Source organism: Halomarina rubra, from assembly GCF_023699475.1.
Classification (GTDB): Archaea; Halobacteriota; Halobacteria; order Halobacteriales; family Haloarculaceae; genus Halomarina; species Halomarina rubra.
In genome coordinates this window covers 237,832-254,701 of sequence record NZ_JALXFV010000002.1, presented here as the reverse complement: position 1 = coordinate 254,701, position 16,870 = coordinate 237,832, and the positions used below count along the sequence as shown (strand labels likewise).

Below are 16,870 nucleotides of genomic sequence, written 5' to 3'. Positions count from 1 at the left end.
CAGCGCCGAATCTCACCCGAATTCCGCTCCGACGGGCTGACAGTCGGGTCGAGAGGGTAGTTTCATCCCGCCCGCCGTGGTCGGTCCACCGATGACCGACTGGTGTGACGACCGCGAGGCGCTCGCCGAGCAGTACGGCGACGCCTCGAACCTCGACGCCCGTATCGCCCTCCACGAACGGTTCTCGACGGCCGACGTCGACCTGAAACCGTGGCTGTTCGAGCAGTTCGACCTGCCCGACACACCGCAGGTGCTCACCCTCGGTGGCGGCCCCGGCGACCTCTGGGTCGAGGTGGGTGTGCCCGACGACTGGACGGTCATCCACACCGACGCCGCACCCGGGATGGTCCGGGAGGCACGCGAGGACCTGGCGGCCACCGTCGCCGTGGCCGACGCCGCCTCGCTCCCGTTCACCAGCGACACGTTCGACGCGGTGACGGCCAACTTCATGCTGTACCACGTCCCCGAACTTCGTCGGACACTCCGCGAGATTCGGCGCGTCCTCCGGCCCGACGGTGCGCTGTACGCCGCGACCAGCGGGATGGACCACCTCGGTGAACTCAACGAGGTGATGACGGCCGTCTGGGGTGGCCCCATCGACCGGGCGGACGGGTTCCGACTCGGGACCGGTCGTGAACCACTCGAAACCGTCTTCGACCGCGTCGAGTGTCGTCGCCACGAGGACGCGTTGGTGGTCTCCGAGGTCGACGCACTGGTCGCCTACGCCGCCTCGCGCGAGGAGTTCGAGTCGGCTGACGAACCGGCGCTCCGGGAAGCGTTCGAGGAGCGATTCGAGGACGGCGTGTTCCACGCCGAGAAGGACGCTGGCCTGTTCGTCGCGCACGTCGGCGAGTGAGCGAGTCGCTCAGGACGCCGTCGAGACTATCTTCACGACGTCGCCCTCTTCGAGTTCGTGGTCCTCTGCGATACGGAGGTTCCGGCGGGCGTCGACGGCGTGGAGGTACCCGTCGCCGATGTCGGAGTGGACGGCGTACGCGAGGTCCTTGGGCGTCGAACCACGGGGGAGCAAGAACGCGTCGGGGAGGACGTTGCCCTGCCCGTCGGCCCACTTCGACTCGTTCTGGACGGGGTAGGCGGTGAAGTGGTCGAGGAAGTCGTAGACGGCGGTGTCGAGGGCGGTCTGGACGCCGGTCCCGCCCCACTCGTCCATCACGGTGCGAATCTGTTCGAGGCCGCGTTCTTGCTTCTCGGAGAGGTCGCCGGTGATGGTGAAGTCGGCGTCGCCGGGGTCGTAGTCGACGACGCCCGCCTTCGCGGCCTGCCGGAGCGCGAGTTCGCCTTCGGCGGTGGCCGGGACGACCACGTCGGCGGCCTCTCGGAGGCGCTCGAGGTTCTCTTGGGGGGCCACGTCGGCCTTGTTGGCGACGACGATGATGGGTTTCGAGCGCGCTCGGAGGTCCCGGGCGAGGCGTTCGTGGTCGTCGTCCTCCCACTGGATGGGGTCTGCGGGGTAGTCGACGCTCCGGAGCGTGGCGGCCACGTCGTGTTCGCTCGCGCCGATTCCAGTGAGGAGATCCGTGAGGGCCTCTTCGAGCGAGAAGTCCGGCGAGCGTGACTGGCGTTCGACGGACTCCCAGTTGCGCGAGACGATGCCCGCCAGCCAGAGGTCCATCTCCTCCTCGACGAAGTCGACGTCCTCGACGGGGTCGTAGCTGCCGACCTCGACCGGTTCGCCCTCGGCGTTCGTCCCGCCGGAGGCGTCGACGACGTTACAGATGACGTCGGCGTTCGACAGCGCGTCGAGGAACTGGTTGCCGAGGCCGCGCCCCTCGTGTGCGCCGGGGACGAGACCCGCGACGTCGAGCAGTTCGATGGGGACGTACCGCTTCCCGTCGCGGCAGTCCTCGTCGTCACAGCGCTCCTCCCGGTCCAGACAGGGGCAGTCGGTCCGAACGTAGCTCACCCCCCGGTTCGGGTCGATGGTGGTGAACGGGTAGTTGCCGACGTCGACCTCCGCGAGCGTCGCCGCCCGGTAGAACGTGGACTTGCCGGCGTTGGGCTTGCCCGCGAGCGCGACAGAGAGCATACCTCACACACCACAACGACGGTGGTGTGCCTTTCGGTCGCCGGTACCCGAACGTACTTAATTGCTGACTTCGCCGACCCTAGTTTTATTACAGGACGGTGTTTGTGATTGCCTGTTCCATGCCCCGGAATAACAAGACACGACGCAACGTGCTGAAGACCATCGGTGCAGGTGCGGCCGGGACGACGCTGCTCGGAACCGCGAGCGCGCAGGCTGCCGAGAAGGGTGACTACGTCGTCGGTGTCACCGACGGGAAGGCGAAGGGACTCGCGAAGCGGAAGGCGAACAGCGTCAAACACGAACTCGACTTCGGCGCACAGGGCGAGGCCGTCGCGGGTAACTTCCCCGAGCAGGCGGTGGAGGCTCTCCGGAAGAATCCCAACGTGAAGTACGTCGAACCGGACGGGAAGATGCACGCCATCGCCCAGTCGACGCCGTGGGGCGTCGACCGCGTCGACGCCGAGGTCGCCCACGCTAACGGGTCGACCGGGAACGGCATCGACGTCGCCATCGTCGACACCGGTATCGACTCCGACCACCCGGACCTGCAGGCGAACCTCGGCGAGGGCGTCGCCATCACCGGGTGTGGAGACGGCGGGTTCACCTGCTTCTTCTCGGGCAACTCGAACTCCTGTAACGAGGAGTGGGACGACGACAACGACCACGGCACCCACTGTGCGGGCATCGCCAACGCGGTGAACAACTCACAGGGCGTCGTCGGCGTCTCCACCGAGGCGACGCTCCACGCCGTCAAGGTGCTCGACTGCGCCGGCTCCGGAGCGTTCTCCGACATCGCCGCCGGCATCGAGGCCGTCGCGAACAAGGGCTGGGACGTCGCCAGCATGAGTCTCGGCGCGTCCTCCGGGTCGCAGGCCGTCAAGGACGCCTGCCAGTACGCCGCCGACAACGGCGTGTTCCTGGTCGCCGCGGCGGGCAACTCGGGGCCGTGTTCGGACTGCGTCGGCTACCCCGCAGCCTACGACACCGTGATGGCGGTCTCCTCGACCAACGAGAGCGACGGCCTGTCGAGTTTCTCCTCGACCGGTCCCGAAGTCGAAATCGCCGCGCCCGGGAGCAACATCAACTCCACCGTCCCCGGTGGCTACGCCGAGTTCTCCGGCACGTCGATGGCCTGCCCGCACGTCGCCGGCGCGGCCGGGCAACTGCTCGCCGACGGCTACACCGCCGGCGAAGCGCGCTCGCGACTGAAGAACACGGCCGAGGACATCGGCCTCGCGGAGAACGAGAGCGGGTCGGGCCTGCTCGACGTGGCCGCGTCGCTCGGCTACGACTCCTCGGACGACTGACTCGGTACGGACGTCCTGCTGGTCCCTGTCTCCTCCGCTCGCTACCCGGCGAGCGACGCATCGCGGGTCGAGCCGTCGGTCCGTCTCTCGGTCGGCGACACGTCGTCACCCACACGACCCACACGACCCACACGACCCACACGACCGCTAAGTAGTCACTCGGCGTACAGGACGGAGCGAGATGGCGACCGACCGACCCCCCGTCGACCCGACTCGACTCGTCGCACTGAGCGACGGCGTGTTCGCCATCGCCATCACGGTCCTCGTGTTGAACGTCGACCTGCCGAGCGAACCGGCCCGGACCGCCGTCACCGAGACGGTCGTCATCGGCGAGTGGCGCGACGTGTTCAGTTACGTCCTCAGCTTCCTCGTCATCGGGAACTTCTGGGTCGACCACCGCCACGTCTTCGACCACGTCACCGTCCACACCCAGCGCGTGACGTGGCTCAACATGGTGTTTCTCATGTCGGTCGCGTTCCTCCCGTTTCCGACGGCGCTGCTGGGCGACGACGGCGGCGTCGTCAGCGTCGTGTTCTACGCGGTGTCGATGACCGTGACCGGGGCACTGCTGTACGTCCTCTGGTGGTACGTCTCTCGACACGACGGGCACCTCGTCTCGGGAATCAGCCCCGACCGTGCGCGGCTCTACGGACTCCAGTACCTGCTCACACCACTCGCGTTCGGCCTGTCGATACCAGCCGCACTCTTCGTCGACCCAGCGCTCGCGTTCGTCTGTTGGGGTCTGCTGTTCGTCTCGCTCGTCGCGCTGAAGGTGTCCCTCGAAGGTAGTCGGTACGGCCGCACGGACGACTAGTCCGTCCTCACTCGAGTTCGCGGGCGAACTCGCGGACGATGGACATCTCGCCGCGAGCGCGAATCGCGCCGTCGACGGCGGCGTCGTCGTGCAACGAGAGGTCCTCGCAGGCGACGTCGCCCAGCACCTCCGCGCCGGGCGCGATGCGGACGGTTCCCTTGCGGGTCGTCACGTCGCCGTGGATGCGGGTGCCCTCGCCGACGGTGATGTCGCCCTTGGCGCGGAGGCTGCCGAAGACGTTGTTGTCCTCGCCGACGTCGAGGTCGGCGGCCCGGAGGTTGCCGTGGATGCGACAGCCGTCGCCGACGGTAGCGGGCGTCGAGACGCGCCACGCATCGTCCGAGACGGTCGCGCCGCGCGGGATGACGAGCGGACGCGGCCCCTCGGCCTCGTCGGTCGACTCGTCGTCCTCGGCGTCGGTATCGGCGTCGGAGGCGTCGGTATCGGCGTCGGAGGCGTCGGTCCCCTCCTCCTCCTCGTCGCCCAGCAGTTCGTTCGCGGCGCTCTGGGCGGCCTCCTCCTCGCCGATGCGTAGCAGGTGCGAGAGGTAGACGAAGAAGAACGTGATGGTGGGCATCGGGTTGCGGATGACGATCCAGCCGTTGGCCTCGAACCCGCGGTCGATGTCGACGTCGTCGCCGATGTCGAGGTCGCCCGACACCATCAACTGCCCGCCGATGTGGGTTCGCTCGCCGATGTAGGCGTCCTCGCCGACGAGGACGTTGCCGGCGACGTCACACCACATGTCGAGTCGGCAGTCGGCCTCGGCTTCGATGTCGCCGCCGAAGGTGACGCGCTCGCCGGCGACGACGCCTCGTCCGCGGACCCCGAACTCGACGGTGGACTGTCCCCCGATGACCACGTCTCCCGCGGTCACCAGGTCGCGCTCCTCGACGGTCGTCCCGTCGGGGATGGCGAGTCGGTCCAGCGGGTCCGAGCGGAGTGGCACGGCTACCCGTTACCGTAGCTGCTAATAAACCCCCGGAGAACGTCTGCCGGACGTCTGACGGCGCGTACGGCGAGTGACAGGTTCCGACGAGAGCGATGCGACTTTGGTCACCCCCGTGTTCTGGTGAGGTATGACGGTTCTCTCGTTCGACGAGTCGGGCGTCGACGTGGTGTACAAGGGCACCGAGTTCCGACTGGAGAAGGCGCTCGTCGAGGACGCGGTCGGCAAATCGTACCCCGACGTCACCGACCACGAGGTGCTGAAGATCGTCGAGGAGGACCCCTCGCCGACCGGCGAACCGCGACGCATCGGCGACATCGTGAACTGAGTCGTGAACCGAGCCCACGGAATCACGGGCGACGAACCGGCCGCCGTCGGGTTACAGGACCAACGATAGACCTTTAGACCGAGGCGCGCACTCGGCAGTATGGAACTCCCGCAGCGGTTCGCCGAGTACGAACACCCGACGTGGCTCACCGCCGTCGCGACCGCACTCAGCTACGGCCTCATCCTCGCGGCGATGACCGTCGTCCTGTTCGTCGTCCCGTACCTCCTCTTCACGCAGTTGGGCTGAGCGTCGACGCGTTCGACGCCGGTCTCGTCGACCCGTCACAACAGCAGGTTCACGACGGCCCAGAGCAACAGGAATCCGAAGTAGACCAACACGAGCGCGAGCGCCGCCTTCAGCCGGAACTTGCGCAGTTCCGCTTCCTCCTCGTCGAGCGCCGCGTCGTACGCCGCGCGCTGGTCGTCGTCCAGCGACGCCTCGTGGTCCAGTCCGTAGTGCAACGCCCGGTACTCCGCACGGGCGAACGGCCGGCCACAGAACCGACAGGCGAACACGTCGTCGGTCGTCTCGGGAGCGGCGCGCGTCTCAACCTCCTCGCCCCTCATAGGTAGGGCACCTCGACGGCCGGCTGGGAGACGATGAGCAGACTCGTCATCGTGTACAGTATCATCACCGCCGTCAGCGGGTACTGACTCCGGATGGCCTGCAACCGACTCGGGAAGACGTCGAATGCCGTCGTGTGGGCGACCCAGATTGCCAGGACGTGACCGAGCAGGACGAACGCCAACCCGACGCCGCCGAACCACGCCGGGAGGACGAGCGCCAGCGCGGGGGCGGGCGGCGACAGCGGGTTCGACAGCGCCCCGAACAGCGACGGCGACAGCGAGAGGAAGTACCCGAGGTAGTGGGCGACGTGGTAGCCCGCGGCGATGGCGAGCAGCGAGGGCGCGAACCGCCGGGCGAGTTCGTCGGTCGTGAGCAGCGAGTCGGCGTACCGTCGCCCGTACTTCGCCGCGAGGCGGTACGCACCGTAGAACACGCCGAACCCGACCGCGAGCGCGAGCGGATAGAGCACCGGCGCGGGGAGGCCGGCCTCGACCAGCGGCGTGACGACAGCCCGCCACGTCGGCGTGGCGACGAACCCGTCGTAGGTCGTCGCCCAGAGCAGCGCGACGACGAACGCCACGTCCCCCCGTCGGGTGAGCCACGACGCGTCGGAGAGCGCCGCACCGGGCAGGCGCGCTCGGACTCGACCGTCCTCGGCGTACAGCGGTGCGACCCGACCGTAGGCGGCGAACACCCGCGAGATGGGGTCGACCGTCCCGAACCACGTCTCCTCGCCGAACACGGCCGCCCCGACGAGCGTGACGGCGGTGTAGGCGGCCACGACCGTCGCCAGTTGCACCGGCTCATCGGCCAGCGGGCTGACGACCTCGACCCAGACGAACGCCAGCAGGAAGACGACGCTCGGCCACGATCCCAGCGACTCGGGGTAGTGACGGTCGAGCGAGGGCAGGGCGCGCGCGGCGGTCCGCCACGGGTTGAGTACGGGCCACGTGTTCCCGAGAAGGTACGTCGTCATGGTGAACCCGGCCCACCAACCCGCCCAGACGAGGACGACCGCGAGGTTCCGGAGCGGTTCGGTCGGGACGAGCAGGGCCGGCGGAAGGACGCCGGCGAGCGGTCCACCCTCGACGGCGAACCCTGTGTAGAGGACGGCGACCAGACCGAGCACGCCCAGCGTCCGCCCCGCGAGGACGAGGGGTCGAGTCGGAAACGAGACGGAGCGACGGACGTCGTGGAGCGAGGCGACGAACGCCCGGTCGGTGACGAAACTGGCGAGGATGAACGAGACGCCGACCGCCCCGCCGCCGGTCATCAACACGAGCCAGCGGGGTACCGAGAGGTTCTGTCGGGTGCCGCCGAGCGACCCGCCGTGGGCGAGCGCGGTGCCGACGAGCGCGACGGAGGCGGCGACGCAAGCGACGCCGAGGAGGGCGATGCGACGGGGCGACACGGCGCGGAGACGACGAGGGAGGGCCGGCCGGTCCATGGCGGTGGTAGGGGGAGCGTCGTGGAGTCGTTTTCGTCTCGCGACCGACGGCGCTTTGGGAGGGCTTTTGTCCCTCCGCTCGGTATCGCATCGTATGGCGACTGAAGAATCGGACGACCACGGTGGGCACCACCTGCCCGCCGTCGAGGACTGGCCTCGCGGCTTCGGTGAGGCGAGTTGGTGGCCGTTCGTCACGGCCATCGGTGGGGCGGGCTTCTACATCGGCGCGGCACTGTTCCTCCTCGGCACCGGCGAACAGCCACTCATCGGCTCGATGGTCGGGCCGGCGGTGTTCATCGCCTCGACGGTCGTCTTCCTCGTCGGACTGTACGGCTGGCTGTATCACGCGTTCATCGTCGACTTCTGGGGCGGCGAAGCGACCGAACACGGGTCGCCCGGACTCAGGATGGCGATGATACTGTTCCTCGGTACCGAGGTCGCGACCTTCGGTGCGGGGTTCATCTACTACTTCTTCATCCGCGCCGGGGCGTGGCCCCCCGCGGGTGCGGAACTCCCACACCTGGTCGGAAGCCTCGTGCTCATCAACACGGCGCTGCTGGTCGCGAGTTCGTTCACGCTCCACTACGCACACGTCGCGTTGCTGAACGACAACCGCTCGCGGTTCATCGGTCTGCTCGTCGCGACGCTCGTGCTCGGGACCATCTTCATCGGCGGGCAGGTGTACGAGTACTACGAGTTCATCGTCGGTGAGAACTTCACCATCACCGAGGGCGTGTTCGGGTCGGCGTTCTACGGCCTGACGGGGCTTCACGGCCTGCACGTCACCCTCGGCGCGGTGCTCATCGGCATCGTCCTCATCCGGGCGCTGTTCGGGCAGTACTCCTCGGAGCGTCACACGTCCGTCTCGACGGTCTCGATGTACTGGCACTTCGTGGACGTCGTCTGGATCTTCCTCGTCGTCGTGCTGTACGTCGGCGCGGAGTTCACCATCTGAGACGGCGCGACTCCTCTCCGTTCTCCCGACCCCCGAGCGACCGCCGTCACACACGACGTGCCCGACAGTCGCTTCCGTCACCCTTCTCAGCGAACCGCCACTCGCCGCCCGAGCACTCGCCGCAGGTCGTCTCGGTCCCGAACGTCGGGCGACGAGAGGCCGCACAGCTACCGCCGTCGCCTGCGGCCCGCCGTCCGCTCCGAGAGACGTGATGCTTCTTGCAGGCGACCGGACCCGTACACGCCGTGACGGCTCACGACCGCGCACGGTCGTCGAGTGCCGTCGGGACCGCTCCGACACAGCGAGCGCTCGGCGAGCAGGGACGACGGCCGCAAGTGCGGGCCACGACGGACGCCGGGGAACTCGCCTCGGCGACGAGAGGCGTCGCTCGTCTGTAGTCAGTGCGCGCCCGTTCGTGCGGCGGTCGTTCTCCCCAGAGCGGTCCGCCGTCGGACCCGTGTACCGCGCGGCGTGGCGAGTGCGAGGCCGTGGGCGCGAGACGGCCTCGGCGGTCGCGCGTGTCGTGGGCGACGACGTGCGCGGGCCACGCAAGTCCAGACGGAGTGGTGCCGGTGCCAGCGCCACCGACTCCGCGTGAAGCGGTACGGGTAGACGGTTGCCATCGCCCTGCGTGGATACACCCGGCGGAGCGACTCGACCAACATCCGCCGGTCCGACGCAGCTAGCGACGCGACCGTGCCATGTCACTACTACACACGTCGATAAAAGTGTTGTGGCAATGAACTGTCGTCGTGCAGAGAGAAACAGACGGCGCAGACAGTCCCGGCCCGGACCCAGTCGCGCCGCTCACGGGTCCTGAAAGACGGTGAGAAGTCGGCCGCTCAGGCCGCCACGAGGGACGCGCTGGTCGCGTTGCCCGACGCGTTGGTGCTGTTGCCCGTGCTGTTACCCGACGCGTTGCCGCCCGAACCGCCCGAACCGCTGTTCTCTTGGAGGTACTGCTGGTACTCCTCCTGGCTGACGACGCGCACCTCACCGAGCATGTTGGAGTGGCTGATGCCACAGTACTCGGCGCAGTAGAGCTGGTAGGAGCCCTTCTCGGTCGCTTCCGTGATGATGGTGTTGTACTGACCGGGGAAGGCGTCCTGTTTGAGTGCGAGCCCCGGCACGTGGACGGCGTGGAGCCAGTCCTTGGAGGTGACGTGGAGGTACACCGTCTGGTTTGCCGGTATGACGAGCGTATCCGTCGCGGTCACGTTCTGTCCACCGGGGTTCTGGTGGTTGATCTGCCAGAAGTACTTCTGGGCCTTCACCTCGACCTGGACGGCGTCGTCCGGGTTCTCCGGAGCCTTCGCGCCGGGCTTGTCGAAGCTGAGCTCCATCAGGCCGTCGTTGGTCGTCTCGGCGGTCGCGGTGCCGCCACCGATGAACGGCGTGCCGAGCACCTGGTAGGACGCGAGGCCGACGAACAGCAGGATGATGGCCGTCGCGACGGTCCACGTGATCTCGAGCCGGCGGTTCTCCTGGGTCGGCTTCGGGGTGTCGTTGTCCCGGAACCGATAGACGGTGTAGATGAGGATGCCCTCGACGAGCACGGTGATCGGCACTGCGACGTACAGCAGCTTCCGATTGAGCCCGAAGATGAGCTCCTCGTTCACTGACGACTGGGCAGCGACCGGGTCCGCGAGGATAACGAGCGCGAACAGCCCGGTCAGAACCCCCAGCATTCTCCGCGCCTGTTGCATGAAACCGAGTTAGCCGGTTCGACGTAAATACCTGCTGACTGCGGCCTCGTGGCGAAAAGCGCGGGGTCTAAGTGCGAACGCACCCGAGGTTCACCCAATCGTGTCTCGCCCTCGATTCACCTCCCTGCTCGCGGCGACGCTCGTCGGCGTCTACCTGCTGGTGGTGGTCGGCGCGACGACCTCGCTCGCGGACGCCGTCGCCGCCTGCGGGACGTGGCCCACCTGCTCCGGCCCCGTCACCGACCCGCAGGTCGCCGTGGCGCTCGGCCACCGCCTCGTGGCGGTCGTCGTCGGCCTCCTCGGCCTCGCGACGGCCGTCGTCGGCTGGTCGGTCGCCACCACGCGCGTCCGCCTCGCCCTCCTCGTCGCCGGCGTCGGCTACCCCATCCAGGCCGGCGCCGGCGCGTTCGTCGCGCTCGAAGGCGCACCCGACCTGCTCACCGGCACCCACCTCCTCGCCGGCACCGCCATCTTCACCGCGCTGGCGCTCGCACTCGCCTGGCAACTCGAAGCAGAGACCGGCGACAGTGACGAGTCGCCGGTGCACGCCGCCGACTCGTCCGTCGGCGACGCCTCGGACGACCCCGTCGACACCCCACCTGCGGCCGTCCCGACCGGAACGGTCCCACCGGTCGACCGCGCGAAGCGCGTCGTCTGGGCGTACTTCCAGTTGATGAAGCCGCGACTGATGTGGCTGCTCTGTCTCGTCGCCTCCGCCGGGATGGCGCTGGCCGCCGGGTCGAACCTCCGCCTCGACACCGTCGTCCTCACGCTCCTCGGGGGTGTCCTCTCCATCGGCGCGAGCGGGACGTTCAACCACGTCCTCGAACGCGACGTGGATAAGAAGATGAACCGCACTAGCGACCGCCCGCTCGCGAAACACGAGGTGCCCGTCCGCAACGCCCTGGCGTTCGGTGGAGCCCTGACCGTGCTCTCGCTCGTCGCGTTCCTGCAGGTGAACGTGCTGGCGGCCGCGCTCGGGTTCGTCGCCATCGTGTTCTACAGCGTCGTCTACACGCTCATCCTCAAACCGAACACCGTCCAGAACACCGTCATCGGCGGGGCGGCGGGCGCGCTCCCCGCGCTCATCGGCTGGGTCGCCGTCACCGGGACGACGAACGACGTCCTCCCGGGCCTCGCACTCGCCGGCGTCATCTTCCTCTGGACGCCCGCACACTTCTACAACCTCGCGCTGGCGTACAAGGACGACTACGCCCGCGGCGGGTTCCCGATGATGCCCGTCGTCCGCGGCGAGACGGTCACCCGGAAACACATCCTCTGGTACCTCGCGGCGACGCTCGTCGCGGCGACGGCGCTCACCGCGCTCACCGGCCTCGGCTGGCTCTACGCCGGCGCGACCGTCGTCTTCGGCGGCGTGTTCCTCTGGGCGGTCGTCAGACTCCACCACGAGCAGACCGAGTCCGCGGCGTTCCGCGCGTTCCACGCCTCGAACGCCTACCTCGGGACCGTCCTCGTCGCCGTCGTCCTCGACGCCATCGTCGTCTGAGCCGACGCCCTCATGAGCACCGCCCACCCACTCCGTCGGTTCGTCCCCCGCCGCGAGACGCTTCGCTACGGCGGCTTCCTCGTCGTCGCCGAGGTGCTCCTGCTCGCGGTGTACTTCGACACGACGGGCATCACCCCGACCAGCGCGACGAGGGACCTCTACCTCTACCCGTTCGTCTGGATCAACGTCGCGCTGTGGGGCGTCTGGCGTGCCGAAGTGCCGGACGCCCCCACGAGTCGGCGCGCGTTGGCCGCGCTCGTCGGCGTCGGCTACTTCCTCCTCCTGGGGTACGTCGGCGGTCTCTACGCCGTCGTCGACGCGCCGTTCACGACGGGTGTCGACGTGCGCTTCTGGACGCTCCCGCCGGGGTGGTCGCCCGCCATCCTCTACACCGGGTCGTGGCTCACCGTCGCGCTCGTCCCCTTCCGTGTCGTCGGCTACGCGGCGCTGGCGTACCTCGTCTACGGCGTCGTCCTCGACGCGACCGGGAGCGGCGGTGGTGCGATGGCCGGCGTCGTCGGCCTGTTCTCGTGTGTCTCCTGTACGCTCCCGGTCGTCGCGGGTATCGTCAGCGGGTTCGTCGGCGGGGCGGGCTTCCTCGTCTCTGCGACCGACAGCCTCACCTACGGTGCGTCGACGGTCGTGTTCGTCGTCACCGTCCTCCTCCTCGTCTGGCGACCGACGGCGGCAGACGTTTCACGCGCCCGGACGTGGCTCGGACGATGACAGCCGTCGAAATCGAGTACTGTGTCCCGTGTGGCTTCCTCGAACGCGCCGAACAGGTCCAACACGCCCTCTTGAGCAGTCTCGGCGAGCGTCTCGACCGGGTCGCGCTCGTCACCGGCGACCACGGCATCCTGGAGGTCAGAGTCGACGGGACCGTCGTCTTCGAGAAGGAGAGCGACGAGTTCGACGTCGACGCCATCGTGCGAGCGGTGCGTGCCGAGACGTTCTGACTCGACCTCGCGAACCGAGCGAACCCGGAACCCTTAGGCGGAAAACGGCCCGACTGGGCACATGGTCATCGTCGCCGAGGACGTCCGCCGGGAGTACGGCGACACCGTCGCGCTCGACGGCGTCTCCCTCTCCATCGACGACGGCGAGGTGTACGCGCTCATCGGCCCCAACGGCGCGGGCAAGACGACGCTCGTGCGAGCACTGCTGGGCACCACCGACTACGAGGGGCGGGTCTCGCTGTTCGGGACCGACCCACGTGACGCCGACCCCCAGCGCGTCGGTCTCCTCCCGCAGTCGTTCTCGCCACCGGAACGCCTCACCGCCCGCGAACTGGTCGACTACTACGCCGGCCTCTACGACAGCGCCCGTCCGACCGACGACGTGCTCGCCGACGTAGGGATGGCCGAGGACGCCGACACGTGGTACGAGAACCTCTCGGGGGGCCAGCAACGCCGGACGTGTGTCGCCATCGCGCTGGTCAACGACCCCGACCTGCTCGTGCTCGACGAACCGACGACGGCCATCGACCCGGCCGGCCGACGCGCGCTCTGGGACCTGCTCGACGCACTCGTCGAAGGCGGGACGACCGTCGTCCTCACGACGCACTCGATGGCCGAGGCAGAACGCCTCGCCGACCGCGTCGGGTTGCTCGCGGACGGCGACATCGTCGCCGAGGGCACCCCCCACGAACTCGTCGAGGCCTACGGCGGGCAGTCTCGGCTCAGCGTCGACACCGAGGGCGCGGCGACCGAGGCGGCCGCGAGCGCCGTCGAGTCGGCCGGCTACCGCGTCGTGACGACCGGTCGCGGTGTCGTCGTCCGCGACGCGATGCCCGAGGACGTCGGCCCCGTCGTCGACGCGCTGGGGGCGGCGGACGTCTCGTACCACGCGCTGCGCTGGGAGCGCCCGGACCTCGAATCGGTGTACCTCACTCTCACCGGTACGGGCGTCACCGAGACCGGTGAGGCGGTCGAGCGAGAGGAGGCCGCTGCATGACGCTGACGCGCCGCGTCCGTTCGGAGACCACCGCCGCCGCTCGCGGGTTCCTGCGTCGCCGGACGGCCGTGTTCTTCACGTTCTTCTTCCCGGTCATCATCATCCTCATCTTCGGAGCGCTGGTCCAGACGAACCCGACGGGTGGCGGCCTGTTCGCCGAACCGCCCGTCTACTACCTGCCGGCGTACCTCGCGGTCGTCGTGCTGTTCACGCCGCTGTCGCGGGTCGGCAGCGAGGTGGCTCGTCACCGCGACGGCAACCGCTTCGAGAAGCTAGCGACGACACCGCTCGCGCGCTGGGAGTGGCTGCTCGCCCAGACGCTCGTCAACGTCGCCATCATCGGGACGGCGGCGCTGCTCATCTTCGCGCTCGTCGTGTTCGTCACCGGCGCACAGGTCGCCGTCGGCCCGCAGTTGCTCGCGCTCGTCCCGTTCGTCGCCCTCGCGGTCGCGCTGTTCTGCGGCCTCGGCGCGATTCTCGGGCGGGTCGCGGACTCCCAGGACGGCGTCATCGCGGCGTCGAACGGCATCGCCATCCCCCTGCTGTTCCTCTCGGAGACGTTCGTCACGCCCGACCAGCTCCCCGAGTGGTTCCTGCCGGCACTGAACCTCTCGCCGCTGACGTACTTCTCGCGGGGCGTCCGCGCGGTGACGACCCCCCAGGCGACCATTCAGGTCGAGGGCACGGCCGGCGTCGCCCCGTGGCTCGTGAACCTCGGGGTCCTCGGAGCGCTCGCCGTCGGCTTCTTCGCCGTCGGCGCGTTCGCCCTGCCACGGACGGACTGAGCGGAGGCACCACGGTCACTCCGAGGAGGTCACGGCCGCTCGGTGGAGCAGTTCTGACAGTTCCGTGAGACGCTCGCGGACGCTTATAACAGCGGCCCTCGTGGCCCGACGCATGAGCCAGGACGACGAGGGGCCGTTGGCGACGATGCTCTCGCAGATGCAGCGAGCACAGGAGTACGCACAGGTCGACGAGGGCATCTTCGAACGCCTCCAGTACCCCGAACGGACGCTGAAGGTGACGCTGCCGGTGCGGATGGACGACGGCAGCGTCGAGGTGTTCGAGGGCTACCGGTGTCAGTTCGACAGCGCCCGTGGCCCGTACAAGGGTGGCGTCCGGTTCCACCCGAGTGTCACGATGGACGAGGTGTCGGCACTCGCGGGGTGGATGACGTGGAAGACCGCGCTCGTCGACCTCCCCTACGGGGGCGCGAAAGGCGGCGTCGTCTGTGAACCCAAGCGAATGAGCACAGACGAGATGCGCCGCCTGACCCGCCGTTACACCGAGGGCATCCGGCGGATGATCGGCCCGCACGTCGACGTCCCCGCTCCCGACATGAACACCAACCCCGAGGTGATGGCGTGGATGATGGACACCTACTCCGTCTACGAGGGTCACACCGTCCAGCAGGTCGTCACCGGGAAGCCCGTCTCGCTTGGCGGGACGCCGGGGCGCGTCGAGGCGACGGGGCGCGGCGTCGCCATCACGACCGAGAAGGTGTTCGACTACCTCGACCGCGACCTGGAGGACGCCAGCGTCGCCATCCAGGGGTTCGGGAACGTCGGCTCGTGGGCGGCCCGCCTCCTGAGCGAACGCGGTGCGAACGTCGTCGCCGTCAGCGACGTCTCCGGAGGACGCTACGACCCCGACGGCCTCGACGTGCTGGACCTCTACGGCCACGCCGCCGACGGCGGGCGGATGGCCGACTACGACGGGGAGGCCGACACCATCTCGAACAGCGACCTGCTCGAACTCGACGTCGACGTCCTCATCCCCGCGGCCGTCGCCGAAGTCGTCACCGAGGAGGTCGCGAAGAACCTCCGGGCGTCGGTGGTCGTCGAAGCCGCGAACGGCCCGACGACGACGCCCGCCGACGACGTCCTCATCGAGCGCGACGTCCCCGTCGTCCCCGACATCCTCGCGAACGCGGGCGGCGTCGTCGTCTCGTACCTGGAGTGGGTCCAGAACACCCAGGAGTACGCCTGGACGCTCGAACAGGTCAACGCCGACCTCGAACGTCGCCTCACCAGCGCGTTCGACGAGGTGGTGACCGCCTACGACGAGGACGGCATTCCGGACCTCCGGACCGCCGCCTACTCTATCGCGCTCGAACGGACCGCTCATGCCCACGAACTGCGGGGCCTGTTCCCGTAGCGAGGTCGGTCCTCACCGAATCGGGATGTCCGTTCCGCGCTGCCGGCGCTGTCCCCGGGGTCCTCGAGGCCCACGCGGCCCACCGGGACCTCTACCACGGCCCTCCTGGTCGCCGCGTCCGCCCGGCATCGGCCGTTCGCCGAGTCGGACTCGTTCTTCGACCCGCCGCCCACCGCGGAGCAGTTCCAGCGTCACCTCCTGGCCGGGCCGGGTCTCCAACAGCAGGTAGCGCATCAGTTGCTCGTGGGCGTCGACGGGTTCGCCGTCGATGCTGACGACGACGTCGCCACCGGCGGGGACGTCGTGGCCCCGGACGCGCCGCGAGTCACGCGAGCCACGGAGGATGCCGTGGGCGGGTCCGTCGTCCACGTCGACGACGAGGACGCCGCGCGGTCGGTCGAGGCGGTTGGCTTGCGCGACGCTCGGCGAGACGTCGAGCGTCCGGACCTTGAGGTAGGGGTGGCGGTACTCGCCGTCGCGGACGAGCGTCGGGACGACGCGGGCGGCGACCTCCGCGCTGACGGCGAAGCCGATGTTGTCGCCGCCGCGGGCGCGGTTGACGCCGACGACGCGCCCCGAGTGGTCGATCAGCGGACCCCCGGAGTTGCCGGGGTTGATGGGCGCGTCCGTCTGGACGGTGTCGGGGATGACGAACCCCGACTGAGTGACCATCGACCGCGACGCGCCGCTGACGACGCCAACCGACAGCGACCCGTCGAGACCCATCGGGTTGCCGAGAGCGGCGACGTGCGTGCCGGGGACGGGGTTCTCGGGGGCGAACACGAGCGGTTCGACGTCGTCTGGGAGGTTCGGGACGCCGACGACGGCGAGGTCCGTGTAGGCGTCGCTGCCGACGACCTCGCCGACGCGCCACCGGCCGTCGGCGAAGCGCACGTCGACCTCCGTCTCCCGGCCGACGACGTGCTGGTTGGTCACGACGACCCACTCGCCGTCGGCCGTCTCGTGGACGAACCCGGACCCCGCACCGCCCGGTCTGCGCCCGTTGCCCGCGATGTAGATGGAGACGACCGACGGGATGGTCGTCCGGTACAGTTCCTGGTAGCGTGTCTCCTCGCTCATGGTGTGCCACCGCCGCGGAGAATCGACCGCCGCCGGTGGACTAACCGGAGGTA

Annotated in this window: 18 protein-coding genes; 12 read left to right on the top strand and 6 right to left on the bottom strand. The window is 69.0% G+C overall.

From position 1 onward, the window contains the following. Positions 1-91 precede the first annotated feature (91 nt). On the top strand, positions 92-856 hold the full coding sequence (locus tag M1L36_RS02570; protein ID WP_250872150.1) for a class I SAM-dependent methyltransferase: 765 nt from the start codon (positions 92-94) through the stop codon (positions 854-856). 9 nt (positions 857-865) lie between these two features. On the opposite strand, the gene M1L36_RS02565 is transcribed toward M1L36_RS02570, so the two are convergent. Beyond that, positions 866-2,047, bottom strand: coding sequence for a redox-regulated ATPase YchF (locus M1L36_RS02565; RefSeq protein WP_250872149.1), 1,182 nt, complete (start codon positions 2,045-2,047; stop codon positions 866-868). 119 nt (positions 2,048-2,166) lie between these two features. Between M1L36_RS02565 and M1L36_RS02560 the strand changes: the two genes are divergently transcribed. Further along, entirely contained in the window at positions 2,167-3,354 is a 1,188-nt protein-coding gene (locus M1L36_RS02560; RefSeq protein ID WP_250872148.1) for a S8 family peptidase, read from the top strand. A gap of 181 nt (positions 3,355-3,535) precedes the next feature. Continuing rightward, positions 3,536-4,168, top strand: a complete 633-nt coding sequence (locus tag M1L36_RS02555; protein WP_250872147.1) for a TMEM175 family protein — start codon at positions 3,536-3,538, stop codon at positions 4,166-4,168. Positions 4,169-4,175: 7 nt separating this feature from the next. On the opposite strand, the gene M1L36_RS02550 is transcribed toward M1L36_RS02555, so the two are convergent. Beyond that, on the bottom strand, positions 4,176-5,117 hold the full coding sequence (locus M1L36_RS02550; RefSeq protein ID WP_369694198.1) for a polymer-forming cytoskeletal protein: 942 nt from the start codon (positions 5,115-5,117) through the stop codon (positions 4,176-4,178). 130 nt (positions 5,118-5,247) lie between these two features. Between M1L36_RS02550 and M1L36_RS02545 the strand changes: the two genes are divergently transcribed. Both M1L36_RS02545 and M1L36_RS02540 read left to right on the top strand, forming a co-directional pair. Beyond that, positions 5,248-5,445 (top strand): DUF5800 family protein, encoded by a 198-nt coding sequence (locus M1L36_RS02545; RefSeq protein WP_250872146.1) that lies wholly within the window; start codon positions 5,248-5,250, stop codon positions 5,443-5,445. A gap of 99 nt (positions 5,446-5,544) precedes the next feature. Then, complete coding sequence (locus tag M1L36_RS02540; RefSeq protein ID WP_250872145.1) at positions 5,545-5,691, top strand: hypothetical protein; 147 nt, start codon at positions 5,545-5,547, stop codon at positions 5,689-5,691. Between the two features lie 35 nt (positions 5,692-5,726). Here the strand turns inward: M1L36_RS02540 and M1L36_RS02535 are convergent, their stop codons facing one another. Beyond that, on the bottom strand, positions 5,727-6,011 hold the full coding sequence (locus tag M1L36_RS02535; protein ID WP_250872144.1) for a DUF7410 domain-containing protein: 285 nt from the start codon (positions 6,009-6,011) through the stop codon (positions 5,727-5,729). Further along, positions 6,008-7,423, bottom strand: a complete 1,416-nt coding sequence (locus M1L36_RS02530) for a hypothetical protein (protein WP_250872143.1) — start codon at positions 7,421-7,423, stop codon at positions 6,008-6,010. The genes M1L36_RS02535 and M1L36_RS02530 overlap by 4 nt, the downstream gene beginning before the upstream one ends. 130 nt (positions 7,424-7,553) lie before the next feature. On the opposite strand from M1L36_RS02530, the gene M1L36_RS02525 reads away from it, so the two are divergent. After that, positions 7,554-8,414 carry a cytochrome c oxidase subunit 3 gene (locus M1L36_RS02525; RefSeq protein WP_250872142.1) on the top strand — a complete coding sequence of 287 codons (861 nt, stop codon included), beginning with the start codon at positions 7,554-7,556 and terminating at the stop codon, positions 8,412-8,414. Between the two features lie 842 nt (positions 8,415-9,256). Here M1L36_RS02525 and coxB read toward each other — a convergent pair. Then, positions 9,257-10,120 (bottom strand): cytochrome c oxidase subunit II, encoded by an 864-nt coding sequence (coxB, locus tag M1L36_RS02520; RefSeq protein WP_250872141.1) that lies wholly within the window; start codon positions 10,118-10,120, stop codon positions 9,257-9,259. A 100-nt stretch (positions 10,121-10,220) separates the two neighbouring features. On the opposite strand from coxB, the gene M1L36_RS02515 reads away from it, so the two are divergent. The 6 genes from M1L36_RS02515 to M1L36_RS02490 all read left to right on the top strand — a co-directional run bounded on the left by M1L36_RS02515 (position 10,221) and on the right by M1L36_RS02490 (position 15,737). Continuing rightward, a complete protein-coding gene (locus tag M1L36_RS02515; protein ID WP_250872140.1) occupies positions 10,221-11,627 on the top strand; it encodes a heme o synthase in 1,407 nt (468 codons plus the stop codon). A 12-nt stretch (positions 11,628-11,639) separates the two neighbouring features. Continuing rightward, entirely contained in the window at positions 11,640-12,353 is a 714-nt protein-coding gene (locus M1L36_RS02510; protein WP_250872139.1) for a DUF7546 family protein, read from the top strand. Beyond that, complete coding sequence (locus M1L36_RS02505; RefSeq protein WP_250872138.1) at positions 12,350-12,583, top strand: SelT/SelW/SelH family protein; 234 nt, start codon at positions 12,350-12,352, stop codon at positions 12,581-12,583. The genes M1L36_RS02510 and M1L36_RS02505 overlap by 4 nt, the downstream gene beginning before the upstream one ends. Positions 12,584-12,644: 61 nt before the next feature. Beyond that, a complete protein-coding gene (locus tag M1L36_RS02500) occupies positions 12,645-13,580 on the top strand; it encodes an ABC transporter ATP-binding protein (RefSeq protein ID WP_250872137.1) in 936 nt (311 codons plus the stop codon). Next, positions 13,577-14,365, top strand: a complete 789-nt coding sequence (locus M1L36_RS02495; RefSeq protein WP_250872136.1) for an ABC transporter permease — start codon at positions 13,577-13,579, stop codon at positions 14,363-14,365. The genes M1L36_RS02500 and M1L36_RS02495 overlap by 4 nt, the downstream gene beginning before the upstream one ends. A 112-nt stretch (positions 14,366-14,477) precedes the next feature. Continuing rightward, positions 14,478-15,737 carry a Glu/Leu/Phe/Val family dehydrogenase gene (locus M1L36_RS02490; RefSeq protein WP_250872135.1) on the top strand — a complete coding sequence of 420 codons (1,260 nt, stop codon included), beginning with the start codon at positions 14,478-14,480 and terminating at the stop codon, positions 15,735-15,737. 12 nt (positions 15,738-15,749) lie between these two features. Here the strand turns inward: M1L36_RS02490 and M1L36_RS02485 are convergent, their stop codons facing one another. Then, positions 15,750-16,817 carry a S1C family serine protease gene (locus M1L36_RS02485; RefSeq protein ID WP_250872134.1) on the bottom strand — a complete coding sequence of 356 codons (1,068 nt, stop codon included), beginning with the start codon at positions 16,815-16,817 and terminating at the stop codon, positions 15,750-15,752. Between the last annotated feature and the right edge of the window lie 53 nt (positions 16,818-16,870).